General features: G+C 65.0%; 21 protein-coding genes. 10 read left to right on the plus strand and 11 right to left on the minus strand.

All coding sequences use genetic code 11. The features are described 5' to 3' along the window. Positions 1-13: 13 nt before the first annotated feature. The 7 genes from FLM21_RS10250 to FLM21_RS10280 all read right to left on the minus strand — a co-directional run bounded on the left by FLM21_RS10250 (position 14) and on the right by FLM21_RS10280 (position 4,821). Positions 14-265: an iron transporter gene (locus FLM21_RS10250; protein WP_246120871.1), complete on the minus strand. Its 252-nt coding sequence runs from the start codon at positions 263-265 to the stop codon at positions 14-16. A 178-nt stretch (positions 266-443) separates the two neighbouring features. Beyond that, on the minus strand, positions 444-1,160 hold the full coding sequence (locus FLM21_RS10255) for a DUF4198 domain-containing protein (protein ID WP_148715475.1): 717 nt from the start codon (positions 1,158-1,160) through the stop codon (positions 444-446). Positions 1,161-1,380: 220 nt separating this feature from the next. Continuing rightward, a complete protein-coding gene (locus FLM21_RS10260; RefSeq protein WP_187360176.1) occupies positions 1,381-2,331 on the minus strand; it encodes a FecR domain-containing protein in 951 nt (316 codons plus the stop codon). Then, positions 2,328-2,828, minus strand: coding sequence for a sigma-70 family RNA polymerase sigma factor (locus FLM21_RS10265; protein WP_148715477.1), 501 nt, complete (start codon positions 2,826-2,828; stop codon positions 2,328-2,330). The genes FLM21_RS10260 and FLM21_RS10265 overlap by 4 nt, the downstream gene beginning before the upstream one ends. A 6-nt stretch (positions 2,829-2,834) precedes the next feature. Then, entirely contained in the window at positions 2,835-3,719 is an 885-nt protein-coding gene (locus FLM21_RS10270; RefSeq protein WP_148715478.1) for a ZIP family metal transporter, read from the minus strand. Positions 3,720-3,726: 7 nt separating this feature from the next. Then, positions 3,727-4,341, minus strand: a complete 615-nt coding sequence (locus FLM21_RS10275; RefSeq protein WP_148715479.1) for a superoxide dismutase — start codon at positions 4,339-4,341, stop codon at positions 3,727-3,729. A gap of 15 nt (positions 4,342-4,356) precedes the next feature. Beyond that, positions 4,357-4,821, minus strand: coding sequence for a DUF2753 family protein (locus tag FLM21_RS10280; RefSeq protein ID WP_148715480.1), 465 nt, complete (start codon positions 4,819-4,821; stop codon positions 4,357-4,359). Between the two features lie 172 nt (positions 4,822-4,993). Between FLM21_RS10280 and ypfJ the strand changes: the two genes are divergently transcribed. The 4 genes from ypfJ (at position 4,994) to FLM21_RS10300 (ending at position 7,751) form a co-directional block, all read left to right on the plus strand. Next, positions 4,994-5,836 carry a KPN_02809 family neutral zinc metallopeptidase gene (ypfJ, locus tag FLM21_RS10285; RefSeq protein WP_148715481.1) on the plus strand — a complete coding sequence of 281 codons (843 nt, stop codon included), beginning with the start codon at positions 4,994-4,996 and terminating at the stop codon, positions 5,834-5,836. A 3-nt stretch (positions 5,837-5,839) separates the two neighbouring features. Next, entirely contained in the window at positions 5,840-6,763 is a 924-nt protein-coding gene (locus FLM21_RS10290; protein ID WP_148715482.1) for a 2-hydroxyacid dehydrogenase, read from the plus strand. Further along, positions 6,764-7,450, plus strand: a complete 687-nt coding sequence (locus tag FLM21_RS10295) for a TIGR02117 family protein (protein ID WP_148715483.1) — start codon at positions 6,764-6,766, stop codon at positions 7,448-7,450. Positions 7,451-7,538: 88 nt separating this feature from the next. Continuing rightward, complete coding sequence (locus tag FLM21_RS10300; RefSeq protein WP_148715484.1) at positions 7,539-7,751, plus strand: (2Fe-2S)-binding protein; 213 nt, start codon at positions 7,539-7,541, stop codon at positions 7,749-7,751. 66 nt (positions 7,752-7,817) lie between these two features. On the opposite strand, the gene bfr (FLM21_RS10305) is transcribed toward FLM21_RS10300, so the two are convergent. Both bfr (FLM21_RS10305) and bfr (FLM21_RS10310) read right to left on the minus strand, forming a co-directional pair. Further along, entirely contained in the window at positions 7,818-8,297 is a 480-nt protein-coding gene (gene bfr, locus FLM21_RS10305; RefSeq protein WP_148715485.1) for a bacterioferritin, read from the minus strand. A gap of 14 nt (positions 8,298-8,311) precedes the next feature. Then, positions 8,312-8,782 (minus strand): bacterioferritin, encoded by a 471-nt coding sequence (bfr, locus tag FLM21_RS10310; RefSeq protein ID WP_148715486.1) that lies wholly within the window; start codon positions 8,780-8,782, stop codon positions 8,312-8,314. Positions 8,783-8,989: 207 nt separating this feature from the next. Here bfr (FLM21_RS10310) and FLM21_RS10315 point away from each other — a divergent pair, with 207 nt between their 5' ends. Together FLM21_RS10315 and FLM21_RS10320 are read left to right on the plus strand one after the other, a co-directional pair. Beyond that, on the plus strand, positions 8,990-9,766 hold the full coding sequence (locus FLM21_RS10315) for an inositol monophosphatase family protein (RefSeq protein WP_148715487.1): 777 nt from the start codon (positions 8,990-8,992) through the stop codon (positions 9,764-9,766). A 63-nt stretch (positions 9,767-9,829) separates the two neighbouring features. Next, positions 9,830-10,027, plus strand: a complete 198-nt coding sequence (locus FLM21_RS10320) for a DUF3460 family protein (RefSeq protein WP_148715488.1) — start codon at positions 9,830-9,832, stop codon at positions 10,025-10,027. Between the two features lie 60 nt (positions 10,028-10,087). Here the strand turns inward: FLM21_RS10320 and FLM21_RS10325 are convergent, their stop codons facing one another. Next, a complete protein-coding gene (locus FLM21_RS10325; protein WP_148715489.1) occupies positions 10,088-11,722 on the minus strand; it encodes a methyl-accepting chemotaxis protein in 1,635 nt (544 codons plus the stop codon). Between the two features lie 99 nt (positions 11,723-11,821). On the opposite strand from FLM21_RS10325, the gene FLM21_RS10330 reads away from it, so the two are divergent. Further along, positions 11,822-12,211 carry a group II truncated hemoglobin gene (locus FLM21_RS10330; protein ID WP_148715490.1) on the plus strand — a complete coding sequence of 130 codons (390 nt, stop codon included), beginning with the start codon at positions 11,822-11,824 and terminating at the stop codon, positions 12,209-12,211. A gap of 9 nt (positions 12,212-12,220) precedes the next feature. Here FLM21_RS10330 and hrcA read toward each other — a convergent pair whose 3' ends face one another. Next, positions 12,221-13,234: a heat-inducible transcriptional repressor HrcA gene (hrcA, locus tag FLM21_RS10335; RefSeq protein ID WP_222846818.1), complete on the minus strand. Its 1,014-nt coding sequence runs from the start codon at positions 13,232-13,234 to the stop codon at positions 12,221-12,223. Positions 13,235-13,394: 160 nt separating this feature from the next. Here hrcA and FLM21_RS10340 point away from each other — a divergent pair, with 160 nt between their 5' ends. From FLM21_RS10340 to tadA, 3 genes are read left to right on the plus strand one after another with little or no spacing between them, the layout of a single operon-like run. Further along, on the plus strand, positions 13,395-14,270 hold the full coding sequence (locus tag FLM21_RS10340; RefSeq protein WP_148715491.1) for an NAD kinase: 876 nt from the start codon (positions 13,395-13,397) through the stop codon (positions 14,268-14,270). Positions 14,271-14,275: 5 nt separating this feature from the next. Next, positions 14,276-15,931, plus strand: coding sequence for a DNA repair protein RecN (gene recN / locus FLM21_RS10345; RefSeq protein ID WP_148715492.1), 1,656 nt, complete (start codon positions 14,276-14,278; stop codon positions 15,929-15,931). Positions 15,932-15,968: 37 nt separating this feature from the next. Then, positions 15,969-16,427 carry a tRNA adenosine(34) deaminase TadA gene (tadA, locus tag FLM21_RS10350; RefSeq protein WP_222846819.1) on the plus strand — a complete coding sequence of 153 codons (459 nt, stop codon included), beginning with the start codon at positions 15,969-15,971 and terminating at the stop codon, positions 16,425-16,427. The last annotated feature ends 71 nt before the right edge of the window (positions 16,428-16,498 follow it).

Below are 16,498 nucleotides of genomic sequence, written 5' to 3' on the forward strand. Positions count from 1 at the left end.
CGCAAGCCCTGCTTCATCGCATGCCTCCCAGCCAGGCCAGTGCGGCCAGCAATGCCGTCGCCGCGGTGATGGCCAGGGCAGCGTGCCAGGCGCGACGTGGGGTGAACACCAAGAGCGCGGTGATGCCGTAGACGAGGATGGAGAGCAGCGAGGCGGTCACGGCCGCCTCACCGCGTTTCAGCGGCAACCAGACTGCGCTGCAGGCGGCGAAGGCATAGGCCAGCGCATAGCCACCGAACACAGCAACCAGCACGCGTACGGCCACGGCGCAACGATAGGACCACGCCAGCCTGGCCGGCGAAGAGGGGGAGGAAGGTAGTGCGGACATCGAAACCTGCGCGGCCCGATCGGGCCGCCTTTGGATTGTGAGAATAATTCTCAGTGTGAAGGGGGGCGCGCACGGCGGCAAGAGGGCAACCGCCGAAAGCGTTCAGCGCAGTACATCAATGCGTGGGCTTGCTCGCGGGCAGTGCCGGCAAGGCGGGCAGGCCAGCCGCGCGGACCAGGCTCAACGTGGTGCCATAGTAAGCGACACGGTAGCGCTGGCCAGCGAGCTTGCCGCCGCTGGCATCGGTGTGGCTCACGGCCAGCAGGTAGCTGCCCTGCCAGGGCAAGGCAGGCTTGATCAGTCCGGCCGCATCGGTGTGGACGATGCGCTTCCAGCCAGCCGGCATGACGATTTCCACTTCGGCACTGGCCAGCGGCTTGCCGGCGAAGCTGACCGCGAATTCGCCGTCGACGGCGGTCGGCACGATATCGAGCTTGAGCAGCGGCGCTTGCGCACCACTGTCGGCAATGTAGCGTGCAGCCGGGAACCAGGCGGCCTTGACCTTCTTGCCATCGTGCTCGCCATCGAACAGTGGGTAGGCCGTTTCCTCGAACACCACGCTTTCGCCTTGGGCGGGCACCTGCGCGATCAACAGTGCGGTGGGGCTGCGGGTCACGTCGAGCGGCTTGTGGCCGGTGCTGGATTGCAGCCGCGCGCGTGGCTTGGTCATCTTGTCCAGCATGCCCGGCGATTGCTCACGGGCGTTGTCGGCGTATTCCCCGAGGAAGACCTGCAATTGGCTTTCGGTGGGTTCGATCCAGAACTCGTGGGCGGAGGCACTGCCGGCGGCAATGGCGAGCAATAAAGTGGTCAGCAGGCGGGAGAAGGGCATGGAATGCTCCGTAACGTGGGTGATCAGAAGTGATAGGCAAGGCCGGCTTCCAGCGTGAGGCGCTTGGTGCAGGCGCCCGTGCCCGGCGGGCAACGGCGACTGCGGCAGGCCACGGGTCAGTCCTTTCGGGATGAGCGGGTTTTATCTCCATGACCCGCGAGATCCGGAAAAGGGACAGGCAACGCAAGCAAGATGAAGTCACGCAACCGACAACGCTCGCTCAACCTGGTCCGACGCTGACCCAGAAGCGGGTGTGGCTACGCACGGCGACCGGCAGCATGGCGGGCAGTGCCGCCAGCACCGCATCGGTCTGATCGAGCTGGAATACGCCGGTGATCGGCAACCCGGCGATGGCCGGATCACAACGCACCACGCCGTGGCGATAGCGTTCCAGCTCGGTGAGCAAGGTGGCCAGAGGCATGGCCTGCGCGTGCAGCACGCCATCCACCCAGCTGCCGCTACCCAAGGCCGCCTGCTGGATCTGGCTCACGCCGCCTGGGGCCAGTCGGGCCTGTTGCCCGGCCCGCAGCAAGGTCGGCCCGCTGCCACTGGCGGGGCGCAACTGCACCGCGCCAGCCAGCACCGCGATGTCGCTGCTGTCGACTGCACGTTGCCGCACGCTGAAGCGGGTGCCGATGGGGCGCACGAACCCGCCCGGCGCACTGACCAGGAACGGTCGTGCATCGGTGGCAGTGTCGACCAGGATTTCCCCGTGCAGCAGGTGCAGCTGTCGCCGCGTGGCCCCGAAGTCGATATCGACCGCGGTATCGGTATTCAAGTGCAGCCGGCTGCCGTCCGGCAACTGCAGCTGTCGCCGCTCGCCGCAGCCGGTGCGCTGGTCGGCGAGCCAGCTGCGCCATGGGCTGTACCGATAGGCGACATAGCCGCTGGCGGGCACGGTCAAGGCCAGCGTGAGCAGCCTGAGCGCGGAGCGGCGGCTGGGCTGCCGTGGCCGGTCCAGTACCGGTCGCGCCCATTGCGACGGCAGCGCGGCGAACGCGTTCAACACGTGCTGGGCGCGCTGCCAAGCCGATTCGTGGTCGGGATGGGCGGCACGCCATTCGGCGCAGGCGAGGAAATCCTGGGTGGGCGCATCGGCGCTTTGCAGCTTCACCAGCCATTCGGCAGCGGTACGCGCGATCTGGGGCGACACGGCGTCGGCGTGGCTCATCGTGACTCCAGCAGGATGCATTGGGTATACGCCTCGACCATGTAGCGCTTCACGGTCCGTTCCGATATGGCGAGCCGTACGGCGATCTCGGCGTAGCCCAGGCCGTCGAGCTGGGCCAGCAGGAAGGCGGTACGGACCTTGGCGGGCAGGGTATCGAGCAGGGCTTCGAGCGCATTCAGCGCTTCGAGCACCAACAATCGCTGCTCCGGCGACGGCGCCTGTGCCTCGGACCATTGCGCCAGTGCCGCGAAATAGGCCTGTTCCAGCGACTGGCGGCGGAAGTGGTTGAGCAGCAGGCGGCTGGCAACCGTGTTGAGGTAGGCGCGTGGTTCCCGCAGCTCGGGCGGCAGGCTGCGGCTTGCCAGCAATTTGACGAAGGTATCCTGCGCGAGATCGGCTGCCTGATGCGCGCAGCCGAGCTTCTTGCGCCGCCAGCCGGCGAGCCAGCCATGGTGGTCCTGGTACAGCGTGTGCAGCGAGGGGGTGGCGTTATGCATGGTCGATCAGCCGAGCGCGGTGTCGAGCACCATCATCACGACGAAGCCGATCATCAGTCCTGCCGTGGCATAGACCTCATGCCCCTTGCGATGCGATTCGGGAATGATCTCGTGGCTGATCACGAACAGCATGGCGCCAGCGGCAAAGCCGAGCGACCAAGGCAGCAGCGCTGCCGACAACGACACCAGCGCCGCGCCGAGCACGGCGCCGACGGGCTCGATCAGGCCGGAGGCCATGCCGATGCCGACGGATTTCAGCCGAGGGTAGCCGACGGCCAGCAAGGCCGCGGCCACCACCAGGCCCTCGGGCACATCCTGGATGGCGATGCCGATGGCCAGCGCGCTGGCATGCACGGGATCGGTGCCGGCATAGGCCACGCCGATGGCAAGGCCTTCAGGCAGGTTGTGCAGCATGATCGCGAACACGAACAGCCAGGTGCGGCGCAGTGTGCGCGCCGCCGGGCCTTCCAGGCCCTTGATGAAGTGCTCGTGCGGGACCAAGCGATCGATCAGCAGCAGCAAGGCGCCGCCGCACAGGATGCCGACCCCGACGCTGAGCGCGGCGTGCCACGGGCTGGCGCCTTGCGCTTGCGCGGCATTGATGCCCGGAATCACCAGCGAGAATGCGCAGGCGGCCAGCATCACGCCGGCACCAAAGCCGAACAGCGTGTCCTGAGTGCGGGTGGACAAGGGCTGCGACAGCAATATGGGCAGTGCGCCCAGCGCGGTTGCGGCGGCGGCAACAAGGCCACCGGTCAAGGCGCCCAAAACCGGCGTACCGCCAAAGCCGACCTCGCGCCATAGCGTGTGGCTGATCAGGATGCCGGCCGCCAGGAACAGGCCAAAGCCCAGCATCTTGCGCAGCAGATAGGTGCGGGCCGACGCAGTCATGACAGGTTCAGCGCCCCTGCGCGGCTGCATAGCGCCGGGCGACCTCGTCCCAGGCGATCACCTGATAGAAGGCGGCGATGTATTCCGGGCGGCGGTTCTGGTAGTGCAGGTAATAGGCATGCTCCCAGACATCCAGCCCCAGGATGGGCGTGTTGCCATGCATCAGCGGGCTGTCCTGGTTGGCGCTGCTTTCCACGATCAAGCGCCCTTGCGGCGTGAGTGACAGCCAGGCCCAGCCACTGCCGAAGCGGCTGACAGCCGCCTGCGTGAACGCGGCCTGGAAAGCCTCGAGGCTGCCGAGGTCGCGCTCGATCGCGGCGGCAAGCTCGCCACCAGGCAGGCCGCCACCCTGTGGCGACATCACCGTCCAGAACAGGCTGTGGTTGGCATGGCCGCCGCCGTGATTGCGCACGGCGGGCTGCATGGCCTCGGGCAGCGTGGCGATCTCGCGCAGTAGCGTATCCACCGGCATCTGTGCCCATGGCGTATCAGCCACGGCGGCGTTCAGATTGGTGATATAGGTCTGGTGATGGCGCTGGTGGTGGATCTGCATGGTCTGCGCATCGATGTGCGGCTCCAGTGCGTCGTAGGCATAGGCGAGATCGGGCAGGGTATGAGGCATGGCGTGCGCTCCGGATCAGTGCAGCCAGGCTGCGGGGAAGGGCAGGGCCAGCGTGGCCTCTACATGAGCATGGCTGCCGTGCTCGGCGAGGAAACGCAACAATTCCATCCGGGTGCGGCGCAGGTGCATCCGTGCTGCGGCCAGTAGCGCTGGCGCGCCGCCATCGGCCAGCGTCAGCAACTGCCGGTGCACGGCGCACAGATGGTCGGCAGCGAGCTCGGCGCGTCGCGAAGCCAGGTAGAGGTCGGCGAGGTTGTGGTGGGTGACGACCAATGCGGCGACGGCTTCGTCCGCATCCTCGCCATGGCTGAGCAGACCTTGGGCCAGCGACAGCGCATACAGATAGGCGCGGCGGGCGCTATCGGTGTCGCCTGCGGCATGGACCCGATTGCCGGCGACAATCGCGCGGCGCCAGTGGCCGATGTCGAGCCCGTTGCCGACCAAGGCTGCGCGCTGGTGGGGGAGGGTCTGCTTGTTCATCTGGGCGGGCCTCATGCGATTGCCGATCGTTGTGACCACTGTATTATTATTGAGAATAATTATCAATTATATTTTTACGCACAAAGACAGCGTAGGCGTCGACGGGCTGGCCTCAACAACTGCGGCATCCGCCGGTGCTATGCTGGCGGTCCATGCAAGCGAAGGAGAGGCCATGCGCTGGGACAAGATGCGGGAGAGCGGCAACGTCGAGGATAGGCGCGGGCTGGGCGGCGGCGGTGGCGGCTTCAAGCTGGGCCTGGGCGGCATTGCCGTCGTGGTGGTGGTTGGCCTGCTGATGGGCAAGAACCCGATCGAGCTGCTGTCGCTGGTGATGCAGATGCCGCAAGGCCAGAGCGTGCAGCGCTCGGCGCCGGCCGCCAGCGACAACGATCAGAACGTGCAATTCGTCTCCAAGATACTCGGCGATACCGAAGATACCTGGGGCCAACTGTTCCAGCAGGCCGGGTCGCAATACCGTCAGCCCAAGCTGGTGTTGTTCCGCGGCGGCGTTGACAGTGCCTGTGGTCATGCGAGCTCGGCGGTGGGGCCGTTTTACTGCCCGGCCGACAGCAAGGTCTATCTCGATCTCGGTTTCTTCGACGAACTCGACCAGCGCTTTGGCGCCAGCGGCGATTTCGCTGCAGCCTATGTGGTGGCGCACGAGGTCGGCCACCATGTGCAGAATCTGCTGGGCGTTTCGGACAAGGTCCATGCCCGGCGCCAGCAACTGTCGGAGGCCGAGGGCAATGCGCTGTCGGTGAAGCAGGAGCTGCAGGCCGATTGCCTGGCGGGTGTGTGGGGGCACTATGCAGCGCAACGCGGCTTGCTGGAGCAGGGCGATCTGGAGGAGGCGCTGCAGGCAGCGCATGCGATCGGCGATGATACGCTGCAGCGCAATGCCGGACGCCAGGTGATGCCTGATTCCTTCACCCACGGCACGTCGGAGCAGCGCATGCAGTGGTTCCGCCGTGGCTTCGAGGCCGGCCAGGTCAAGGCCTGCGACACTTTCGCCTGATCCATGCTCTATCTCTATACGCCGCGCCAGCGCGAGCGGTGGCTGGCGGCGCTTGCCGCCGCCTTGCCCGATCAACAGGTGATGGCCTGGCCCGAGCCGGTTGATCCGGATGCCGTGCGCTATCTCGCGGCCTGGCGCCCGCCCGAGCAGTTCTTTGCCCAGTTTCCCCGGCTCGAAGCAGTGTTTGCGCTGGGTGCCGGCGTCGATCGTTTCGTAGGCCGGCCCGATCTGCCGGCCCAGGCAGCGCTGATCCGGCTGACCGATGCCGGCATGACGGCACAGATGCAGGAATACGTGTTGTACGGTGTGTTGCGCTATCAGCGCGATTTCGATCGCTATGGCAGTCAGCAACGTGGACACCATTGGCTGCAACATCCACCGCGGCTCGCTGCCGATACCCGCATCACCGTGCTGGGGCTCGGCGAAATCGGCGGCGCGGTGGCGACACGGCTGGCCCAGCTTGGCTACACGGTGGCCGGTTGGAGCCGCAGCCCGCGCACGCTGGCGGGAGTGGCCTGCCACGCCGGCATGGCGGCGCTCGATGGATTGCTGGCGAGAACGGACATTCTCGTCAACCTGCTGCCATCCACCGCGCAGACCTGCGGCCTGCTCGATGGCATGCGGCTATCGCACCTGCCGCCCGGTGCCGCCATCATCAATGCAGGCCGGGGCGACCAACTGGACCTCGATGCGCTGACCCTGCTGCTCGACACCGATCGGCTGCGCGGTGTGTTGCTCGATGTGTTCCCCGAAGAGCCGCTGCCGCCGGACCATCCCTTGTGGCAACACCCACGGGTGACGATCACGCCGCACGTGGCGGCGACCACCTTGATCGCGCCGGCGGCGCAGCAGATTGCCGCCAAGCTGGCGGCATTCCAGCGTGGCGAGCCGGTGGCGGGCGTCGTCGAGCGGCAACGGGGCTATTGAATGGCGCGTTGGTTGGGACGCTTGGCGCGTGCGTGGTTGCTCATGCTGCTGGCCACGATAGGCGCGTTGTTGCTGTATGTCGGCATCTCGTCCGCATTGCTGCTCTGGCCACGCGCGACGACTCCCGGTTCCGAAGCCACGATCGAGATCCTGGTGCGCACCAATGGCGTGCACACCGATCTGGTACTGCCGTTGGTGGAAGGCCGTCATGACTGGCGCATGATTTTTCCACCGAAGGATGCCATTGCGCCGCCGGTGAACCCGCACTGGATCGCTGTCGGCTGGGGCGATCGTCAGTTCTACCTGAATACACCGCAATGGTCGGATCTGACTTGGCGCACCGCCTGGGGCGCGTTGAGCGGGCAGGGCAGCACTCTGCTGCACGTGGAGTTCCTTGGCGCTCGACCCGTCGGACCGTCGGTGCGACGTTGGCAGCTCACTCCGCAGCAGTACGATGAACTGGCGCAATACGTGATCGATACCGCGCGGCGCAACGCCGGCCGCGCGGTATCGATTCCCGGCCAGCACTACAACCGCTACGACGCGTTCTACGAGGCGGAAGGCCGCTATCACCTGTTTCGCACCTGCAATGGCTGGACCGGTGCCGGGCTACGCCGGGCGCAAGTGCCGGTCAGCCCGTGGACGCCGTTCGATTGGCAAGTGTTCTGGCATCTGCCTGCGGCGTAACATGCAATCGATAGGCGGTCGCATTTGCAATTGGCAGCGCAGGCTGATTTCTACATAATGAGAACGCTTATCAATGATGAGGTTCTCGATGTACGTTTGCGTGTGCAACAGCGTTTCTGATAAGGCCATCCGGCGTGCAGTGGCCAATGGCGCGCGCAATTTCATCGAACTGCAGCAAGCGACTGCAGTAGGCACCTGTTGTGGCAAATGCACCGGCTGCGCGCGCGAAGTGATGCTCGATGCGATCGAGGAAGAAGCCCGCCGTGGCTGGGAAGAGATGGACGCGCTGGCTGCGGCCTGATCGCGATACTGGATACGACAACGGGACGCTTAGGCGTCCCGTTTCTTTTGGCTAGCGCTGGAAGCTTTATTCCGGCGCCTCGACCTGCGATTGCAGATAATTCTGCAGGCCGACGGCCTGGATCAGGCCCAACTGCTGTTCCAGCCAGTGCGCGTGATCCTGCTCGGTATCGTCGAGCAGCTGCAGCAAGGTGCGGCGGGTCACGTAGTCCTGCACGCTCTCGCACAGGGTGATGGCCTGTTTCAGCGCATTGGCCACTTCGTATTCGGTATCGAGATCATGCTGCAGCATGGCCGGCACATCGGCGCCGATCCGCAGCGCGGTGCGCGCGGCCACGTTGGGGATGCCGCCGAGGAACAGGATGCGCTCGATCAGCCGCGTGGCGTGGCCGATCTCGTCACCGCGCTCATGGTCGATCCGGGCGTACAGCCGATGGTAGCCCCAGTTGCGATACATCTGGCTATGGACGAAATACTGGTCAATCGAACTGAGTTCGGCCGCGAGCAGCTGATTGAGTGCGGCGATGACCTGCGGATTGCCTTGCATGGTATATGCGCTCCTTAATCGTCGATCTGCGATTGCAGGTAATTGGCAAGGCCCAGCGCCACCAATTGCTCACGCTGTGTTTCCAGCCAGTCGACATATTCTTCTTCGTCTTCCAGCAGCGCTTCCAGAAGGTCGCGCGAAACGAAATCCTGCGCGGTTTCGCATAGCGCGATCGCGCCGCGCAGTTGCTGCAGGTGTTCGCCAACCAGCGTGAGATCGCACTCGAGCATCTCCGGCACATCCTCGCCGATCCACAGCTTGCCGAGCTGCTGCAGGTTGGGCAGGCCTTCGAGGAACAGGATGCGGTTGATCAGCTTGTCGGCGCGTTTCATCGCGTCGATCGATTCGTGATACACCCGGTCGTTCAGCCGCTGGTAGCCCCAGTTCTTGTTGATACGGGCATGCAGGAACAGCTGATTGATCGCGGTGAGCTCGTTGCCCAGCACGGCATTGAGTGCCTGCAGCACCTGTTTGTCGCCTTGCATGATGCATCTCCTGATTCTGGGTATCGAAATAGTTTATTCCCAATGCCTACCTAATTCCATTGAATTCTGATTTCCAATTTCTTATTAGTTTTAATTATGATAATTGTTATCAATTTGAGATGACGCTGGCCTGTCATCTCCTCGTCACTTGGGGGCGTTGCCGACTCGTGGTAGGCTCGCCCGCCTTAAACATCCGGATGACTGAACATGACGATCGCCCTGCCCGAACAGCTCGACCTGATCCGCCAGCTTGCCGCGGCCAGTGGCGATGTGATCCGCGGTTACTACCGCAGTGGCCTTGCCATCGACGACAAGGACGACGCCAGCCCGGTGACGCGGGCGGATCGCGAGGCGGAGCTGGCGATGCGTGCGCTGATCAATGCCCAGCGCCCACAGGACGGCATCATCGGCGAGGAGTACGGCGAGGAAAGGGCCGATGCCGATTGGGTGTGGGTGCTTGACCCGGTCGATGGCACCAAGTCGTTCACCGTGGGCCGCCCGCTGTTCGTCACGCTGATCGGTTTGCTGTATCGCGGCGTGCCGGTGCTCGGCGCCATTCACCAGCCCATCACCGGCGATTTGTGGCTGGGCGGGGAAGGGCTGCCGAGCACGCTGAATGGCGAGCGCATCACCGCCAGCGCGTCCACCGGCATCGCCCAGGCGCGGATAGGCACCACTGGCCCGGAATATCTCGATGCCGCCCGCCCGGTATTCGAACAACTGGCTGGCCAATGCCGCTATCCGATCTACGGCGGCGATGGCTTCCTCTATGCCCAGGTGGCCAGCGGTTGGCTGGAGCTGGTGATCGAAGAAGGGTTGAAGCTGCACGATTTCGCCGCGCTGGCGCCGGTGGTCAATGCGGCCGGCGGCCGCATGACCGACTGGCAGGGCGCACCGCTGACGCGGACCAGCCAGGGCCGGGTGCTGGCTGCAGCCAATGCCGAACTCCATGCCACGGTGTTGCCGCAGCTGGCCGGCCTGTAAGCGGCGCTGGTGGGGCTGGCGCGAGTCTTCTATAATCCGGGCGACTTTCAGGCAGGTGCCATCATGTTCAAGAACACCAAGTACGTATCCGATTTCACCCAGTTCATGCAGGGTTATCTCCACGAGCATCCGGACGTGGCCCGTGGCCAGGTTGAAGGCCGTGCGCTGCTGTGGGACAAGTCGCCGATCAATCTGGACGAGCGCAGCCGCAACACGCAATCGGCAGTGGCGCAGAAGCCCTATCCGTATCAGCCGGAATAAGTGGTGCTTCCCCAATAAAAAACCGGGCCTGGCCCGGTTTTTTATTGCCCGTACCGGACGCTAGTGGCGGTAACGGCTGATGGTGCGGTCGAGCTCGCCCGCCAGTGCCTTCAACCGTTGCGACAGATCACCGGCACTCGATGCCGCAGCGTGGTTCTCCTCGCTGGCCTGGGCGATGCGCTCGACATTGCGCGCGATGTCCTGGCTTGCTGAGCTCTGCTCGCGAATGGCGTATGCCATCTGCTTGATCTGATCGACGGTGCCACGTGCGCGTTGCTCGATGTCGCCAAGTGCATGGGCCACTGTCTCGGTCTGGCTGACGCCGCCTTCCATGATGCGACTGGCCTCTTCCATGCCGTTGGCCGCGCGTGCCGTATCCTGCTGCACCGCGCCGATCTTGGCGGTGATCTCGACGGTGGCCTGGGTGGTACGTTCGGCAAGCTTGCGCACTTCGTCCGCCACCACGGCGAAGCCACGGCCCTGCTCGCCCGCGCGCGCCGCTTCGATGGCGGCGTTCAGTGCCAGCAGGTTGGTCTGATCGGCGATGTCCTTGATCACCAGCGCGATGGTGCCGATCTCGTCGGAGCGGCGATTCAGATCGCTGATCACATCGGTCGAATGCTCGAGCGTACCGGCCACCCGGCGGATCAGTTCCGCCGTCTGTTGCGCGGCGCGGCTGCCGTCGCCGGCGGTGTGGGCGGTCTGCTCGGCCTCTTCGCTGACCGAGCGGGCATTGTCCGAGATCAGGTTCACGCTGACCGACAACTCCTCGACCGCAGCGGCGGTGGCGTTGGCAGCTTCGGACTGCTGGTGCGAAGCCTGGGTGACCTGGTTGGCGGATTCGGCGAGGTCGCCGGCTGCATGCAACAGTGAATCCGAGCTGCGGTTCGCCTCACCGATCACCGCATTGAGGCCGATCAGCAAGTGGTTCATGGTTTGTGAGGTCTTGCCAATTTCGTCATTGGCGTAGACCGGCAGTGCCAGATTGAGGCGACCGGTACGGGCGATCTCATCGATGGTGTGCTGCAGATCGTTCAAGGGCCGGCGAATGCCACGGATGATGATGGTGGCGAGCACGCTGCCGACGACCACTGCGAACACGATCAACAGTACGGCTGCGGTCACGACCCGGGCGCGCACGGCATTCACCGTTTCGTCGATCGCTTCCACGCGCTTCAATGCACGCTCGGACAGCGTGCCCAGTGCCTCCTGCATATTGCGGATCGGCTCCTTGGCGCTCTCGAAATGGGTGTTGATATCGGCCGGGCTGGCAAATTGCGCCGCCTCGATCGCCGCTTCGGTCTCACGGTAGCTCTTGCCGTAAGCGGCATGGCCCTGGCGCAGGCGGGCGAGTTCGGCCTTGTCGTCGTCCAGCGTCGCCAGCTTGTCGGCTGCGTCGAGCGCGCTGCCGGTGGCGTCCCAGGCCTTTTGCCACTTTTCCTTGTACTCCGTCACCTTGCCGTGATTGGCGAAGTTGAGAAAAGTGTCCTTCTCGTAGCGCCGCAGGTCCCCCACCTGATGCCGGGCTTCGACGATCTGCGTATTGAACGCGAGATCGCCGTCGAGCAGGCGATTCACCTCGCCATGCAGATAGGCCACCCCAAACAAACCAGCCAACCCGGTCAGGGCAAGCAGGACCAAGAGAATGGCAAACCCCAAGGCTATGCGTGCAGCCACGCTCATGCGCTTCAACATCGTCGTACTCCCAGCGGTGAATCCTTACAAGCTTAGCCGAGTCTGCAACACTGCGTGCTAACATCCGCATTTTCAGGCCTTTGCCCGCTGGACGGAATCATGGACGCAGTCACCGAGATCACACCCTACGACATGCTGGGGGGCGAAGCCGTGCTGCGGCAGCTGGTGGATCGGTTCTACGACATCATGGCGGCCGATCCGCGTGCCGCGGGCATCCATGCCATGCATGGTGCCGACACCACCGTGATCCGGCAGAAATTCTTCGAATTCCTGTCCGGCTGGCTGGGTGGGCCACAGCTCTTCATCGAGAAATATGGTCATCCGCGGCTGCGCGCACGGCACATGCCTTTCGCGATCGGCGAATCAGAGCGCGATCAATGGTTGCTGTGCATGTTCCAGGCGATGGCCGAGGTGCCGATGGAGGATGCGCTGCGCAGCCATCTGGAAGAGGCGTTCACCCGCACTGCGGATTTCATGCGCAACCAGTAATGGCGGCGATCAGTACGACAGCGTATTGGACAGCAGCCGCGCGGTGACGTCGACGATGGGAATCACCCGGTCGTAGGCCATGCGCGTGGGGCCGATCACGCCCAGTGTACCCATCACCTCGCCGTCAACGCGGTAGGGCGCGGTGATCACCGAGCAGTCGTCGAGCGGGGCGAGGCCCGATTCGCCGCCGATATAGATCTGGATGCCATCCGCGGCATGGCCGCTTTCCAGCAACTGCAACAGTGCGGCCTTGCGCTCGAACAGCTCGAACAGCTGACGCAGCCGGCCCATGTTGGAGGCCAGCTCGGCGCTGGCCAGCAGCTGGTGCTCGCCGGATACCAAGATGTGTTCGGTGGCGCTGGGCTGCGGGTGTTCGACCGCGGCATTCAGCAACGCGACGAGCTCACTGCGCAGCTGGTGCATCTCGCTCTCCACCACGCCGCGCAGCGAGCCGAGCGTACGGCCGCTGCAATGGGCATTGATGAAGTTGGCCGCCTCCTGCAGCTGCGCCTCGCCGTAGTCCTGCTGTGGATGCAGGATACGGTTCTGCACATCGCCATCCTGGGTGACCAGGATCAGCAGCACCCGGCGTTCGGACAACTTGAGGAACTCGACTTGGCGCAAACGCACGTCCTGTCGCTTGGGCGCGAGCACGATGCCGGCGAAGTTGGTCAACTGCGACAGCAATTGTGAGGCCGCCGCCGCAGTGCGCTGTGGGTTGTCGGCCGGCAGCCGGCCATGCTGCAGGATTTCTTCGGGATTGATCGCATCGAACGGACTGGCCGAGAGGTAGCAGTCCACGAAGAAGCGGTAACCCAGCCGCGTTGGCGCCCGGCCGGCCGACGTATGCGGGCTGGCGATGAAGCCCATCTCCTCGAGATCGGCCATCACATTGCGGATGGTCGCCGAGCTGACGTCCAGCCCCGAATAGTGCGACAACGCCTTGGAGCCGACGGGCTGTCCATCGGCGATGTAGCGTTCCACCAGGGTGCGAAGCAGGATTTGCGCGCGTTCGTTCAGCATGGCAATGGATTCTAAAGGAGTTTGGCACCCACTGTGACGAGCGGGAGGTACACCGTGTCTACATGCGGACAGCCACGCCAAAAGCAAGGGTGGGCCACGGCCTTCGCCCAAGCCGCGCGGGCTATGGTTAAATGCGCCCGTCGCCCCTGGAAACCCGACCATGCAAAGCCTGTTCAAGACCATTGCGCTGGTGTCGCGGCAGAATACGCCGACCATCGCCGAGCCGCTCAAGCGCCTGGCGCGGATGCTGGCCGAGGCAGGCTCGCGCGTGCTGGTCGATCGCGATGCGGTTGCCGAACACGGCCTGCAAGGCGTCGATGCAGTCGACCGGGCCGACATCGGCAAGGTGGCCGATCTGGTCATCGTGCTCGGCGGCGACGGCACCATGCTGGGCGTGGCACGGCTGGTGGCGCCGTATCGCACGCCGCTGATCGGCGTGAACCAGGGCCGGCTCGGCTTCATGACCGATGTGCCGCTCGGCGAGATGGAGCAGCAGATCGGCGAGATGCTCAAGGGCGCCTTTGCCCCCGAGGAGCGCATCCTGCTGGAAGCGCAGGTCGAGCGCGAAGGCAAGGTGATCGCCTCGGCGCTGGCGTTCAACGACGTGGTATTCAACCGCGGTTCCAGCGGTGCCATGATCGAGTTCGAAGTGTTCATCGACCGCCGCTTCGTCTACAGCCAGCGCTCGGATGGGCTCATCGTCAGCACGCCGACCGGCTCGACTGCCTACGCACTCGCTTCCGGTGGCCCCATCATGCACCCCAGTCTGCCAGCGATCGCGCTGGTGCCGATCTGCCCTCAGTCATTGTCCAACCGCCCCATCGTCGTCAACGACGATTGCGAAGTGGAATTCGTGCTCACCCGCAGCCAGGATGCGCGCGTCTACTTCGATGCCCAGTCCGACTGCGAGCTGGCCGAGCTCGACCGCGTGCGCATCCGCCGCTACCGCAACACGTTGCGTATCCTGCACCCGGTCGGCTACGACTATTACGACACCCTGCGCGCCAAGCTGCACTGGGGCGCACGCCTGCACTGACCATCATGCTCGTCAATCTGCAGCTCAAGAACTTCGTCATCGTCGACGAACTGAACCTCGATGTCGCCAGCGGCCTCACTGTGCTGACCGGCGAGACCGGCGCCGGCAAATCCATCGTGCTCGACGCGCTGGGATTGCTGCTGGGCGATCGGGCCGATGCCGGCATGCTGCGCCACGGCAGTGAGCGTGCCGAGCTGGCCGCCGAATTCGATCTGGCGGCCAGTGCCGCAGCGCAGGATTGGCTCACCGAGCACGAACTGGTCGGTGATGATGCCGACCACCTGTTGCTGCGCCGGACCATCGATGCGGCGGGCAAGAGCCGCGCCTTCATCAACGGTGCCCCAGCAACGCTGGCACAGCTCAAGGTGCTGGGCGAGCTGCTGGTCGATATCCATGGCCAGCACGCGCACCAGCAGTTGTTGCGCCCGGAAACGCAGCGCGCGGTGCTCGACGGCTATGCCGGCGCCACTGCCTTGGCGCGAAGCGTGGCCGAAGCGTGGCGTGATTGGCAGCAGGCCGAGGCTGAACTTGCCGACGCCGAGCGCAATGCCGCCACCTTTGCCGCCGAGTACGAGCGGTTGCAGTGGCAGGTGGAGGAGGTCGGTGCGCTGGCCTTCCATGCCGATGAATGGCCCAGCCTCTCGGCCGAACATACCCGCCTGCATCATGCGGCCAGCCTGATTGCTGGTGTCAACAGCGCCTTGGCGACGCTGGCCGACAGCGACGAGAATGTGCAGAGCTGGCTTGGTGGTATTGGGCACAGCCTGCTCGATCTGGCCGATGTCGATCCGGCGCTGGGCGAAGTCAACGAACTGTTGGCCGCGACCGAGGCGCAGCTTGCCGAAACGGTGCACGCGCTGCAGCGCTACGCCGATCGGCTGGACCTTGATCCCGAGCGCCTTGCCGAGGTCGAGGCGAGGATGGATGCGATCTGGCGCACTGCGCGCAAATTCCGCGTCGAGCCAGAGCGCCTGCCGGCGCTGCTGGCCGATTGGCAGACTCGACTGGCTGAGCTGGGCGGCGAGGGCGGTGTACAGGGGCTGCGTGTGCGCAGCGAAGCGTTGGCGCAACAGTATCGTGATCGCGCGTCCGAGCTGAGTGCACACCGCGCTGCTGCCTCCGGCGAGCTGGCCGCAGCGGTCACTCGCGAAATGCAGCCGCTGGCGCTGGCGGACAGCCGGTTCGAGATTGCACTGACGCCGGGCGCAGCTAGCGCGCATGGCCTGGAAGGTGTCGAGTTCCGGGTCGCCCATGGCGACGCCGAGGCCCGTGACATGGCGCGTATTGTGTCGGGTGGCGAACTCTCCCGCATCAGCTTGGCGCTACAGGTGATCATCAGTGCTCTCTCCGGTGTGCCGACGCTGGTGTTCGATGAGGTCGACGTCGGCATCGGCGGGCGAGTGGCAGAGATCGTTGGCCGCCTGCTGGCCGAGTTGGGGCGCGAGCGGCAGGTGCTGTGCATCACCCACCTGCCGCAGGTGGCGGCCTGCGGCCAGCATCATTTCGTTGTCAGCAAGTCGCGTGGCGACAGTGGCATCGTCAGTGCAGTCACTCCGCTTGCTGCCACCGAGCGGGTAGAGGAGATCGCCCGTATGCTCGGCGGTGTCGACATCACCGAGACCACGCGCCGCCACGCCGCCGAGCTGCTCGGCCATGCTTGATGTGGCACGGGCCTGGACGCAAGAAGAGGTTGGTTTCATGTGTGCCGCGCTGCGCCAGGCTGCCCGGGCGGCACGGCTGGGCGAAGTACCAGTCGGCGCCGTCGTGGTCTACCAGGGTGAGATCATCGGACGCGGCTGCAACGCCCCGATCGCGCGCCGCGACCCCAGCGCACACGCCGAGATGCTGGCGCTGCGCCAGGCCGCACGCAAGCTCGGCAATTATCGCCTGCCGGGCTGCGAGCTCTATGTCACGCTCGAGCCGTGCATCATGTGCGCCGGCGCCATGTTGCATGCCCGGCTTGCCCGCATCGTCTATGCCACGCCCGATCCCAAGACCGGCGCCGCCGGCAGCGTGATCGACCCTTTTGCCGACCACCGGCTCAACCATCATGCCCAGATCGTCGGTGGCCTGCTGATGGACGAGGCCGCCGCCCAGCTCAAGGCCTTCTTTGCCGAGCGGCGTGTGTTGCAAAAGGCGCAGCGCGCCAACGACTAGGCCGCAATCCCGGCATACCGGCCGGCGCACCATGTTGTTAGCATGACGGGGCAGCCCAAGGCAGGGCTGCC

This window comes from Chitinolyticbacter meiyuanensis, assembly GCF_008033135.1.
Taxonomy (GTDB): Bacteria; Pseudomonadota; Gammaproteobacteria; order Burkholderiales; family Chitinibacteraceae; genus Chitinolyticbacter; species Chitinolyticbacter meiyuanensis.

Excerpts from the sequence above, each read along its gene's own strand:
- hrcA (WP_222846818.1), bottom strand. The coding sequence starts at position 13,234 with ATGCTGAACGAACGCGCGCAAATCCTGCTTCGCACCCTGGTGGAACGC.
- FLM21_RS10320 (WP_148715488.1), top strand. The coding sequence starts at position 9,830 with ATGTTCAAGAACACCAAGTACGTATCCGATTTCACCCAGTTCATGCAG.
- ypfJ (WP_148715481.1), top strand. The coding sequence starts at position 4,994 with ATGCGCTGGGACAAGATGCGGGAGAGCGGCAACGTCGAGGATAGGCGC.
- FLM21_RS10265 (WP_148715477.1), bottom strand. The coding sequence starts at position 2,828 with ATGCATAACGCCACCCCCTCGCTGCACACGCTGTACCAGGACCACCAT.
- tadA (WP_222846819.1), top strand. The coding sequence starts at position 15,969 with ATGTGTGCCGCGCTGCGCCAGGCTGCCCGGGCGGCACGGCTGGGCGAA.
- FLM21_RS10260 (WP_187360176.1), bottom strand. The coding sequence starts at position 2,331 with ATGAGCCACGCCGACGCCGTGTCGCCCCAGATCGCGCGTACCGCTGCC.
- FLM21_RS10315 (WP_148715487.1), top strand. The coding sequence starts at position 8,990 with ATGACGATCGCCCTGCCCGAACAGCTCGACCTGATCCGCCAGCTTGCC.
- recN (WP_148715492.1), top strand. The coding sequence starts at position 14,276 with ATGCTCGTCAATCTGCAGCTCAAGAACTTCGTCATCGTCGACGAACTG.
- FLM21_RS10330 (WP_148715490.1), top strand. The coding sequence starts at position 11,822 with ATGGACGCAGTCACCGAGATCACACCCTACGACATGCTGGGGGGCGAA.
- bfr (WP_148715486.1), bottom strand. The coding sequence starts at position 8,782 with ATGCAAGGCGACAAACAGGTGCTGCAGGCACTCAATGCCGTGCTGGGC.
- FLM21_RS10290 (WP_148715482.1), top strand. The coding sequence starts at position 5,840 with ATGCTCTATCTCTATACGCCGCGCCAGCGCGAGCGGTGGCTGGCGGCG.
- bfr (WP_148715485.1), bottom strand. The coding sequence starts at position 8,297 with ATGCAAGGCAATCCGCAGGTCATCGCCGCACTCAATCAGCTGCTCGCG.
- FLM21_RS10270 (WP_148715478.1), bottom strand. The coding sequence starts at position 3,719 with ATGACTGCGTCGGCCCGCACCTATCTGCTGCGCAAGATGCTGGGCTTT.
- FLM21_RS10300 (WP_148715484.1), top strand. The coding sequence starts at position 7,539 with ATGTACGTTTGCGTGTGCAACAGCGTTTCTGATAAGGCCATCCGGCGT.
- FLM21_RS10325 (WP_148715489.1), bottom strand. The coding sequence starts at position 11,722 with ATGTTGAAGCGCATGAGCGTGGCTGCACGCATAGCCTTGGGGTTTGCC.
- FLM21_RS10295 (WP_148715483.1), top strand. The coding sequence starts at position 6,764 with ATGGCGCGTTGGTTGGGACGCTTGGCGCGTGCGTGGTTGCTCATGCTG.
- FLM21_RS10255 (WP_148715475.1), bottom strand. The coding sequence starts at position 1,160 with ATGCCCTTCTCCCGCCTGCTGACCACTTTATTGCTCGCCATTGCCGCC.
- FLM21_RS10280 (WP_148715480.1), bottom strand. The coding sequence starts at position 4,821 with ATGAACAAGCAGACCCTCCCCCACCAGCGCGCAGCCTTGGTCGGCAAC.
- FLM21_RS10275 (WP_148715479.1), bottom strand. The coding sequence starts at position 4,341 with ATGCCTCATACCCTGCCCGATCTCGCCTATGCCTACGACGCACTGGAG.
- FLM21_RS10340 (WP_148715491.1), top strand. The coding sequence starts at position 13,395 with ATGCAAAGCCTGTTCAAGACCATTGCGCTGGTGTCGCGGCAGAATACG.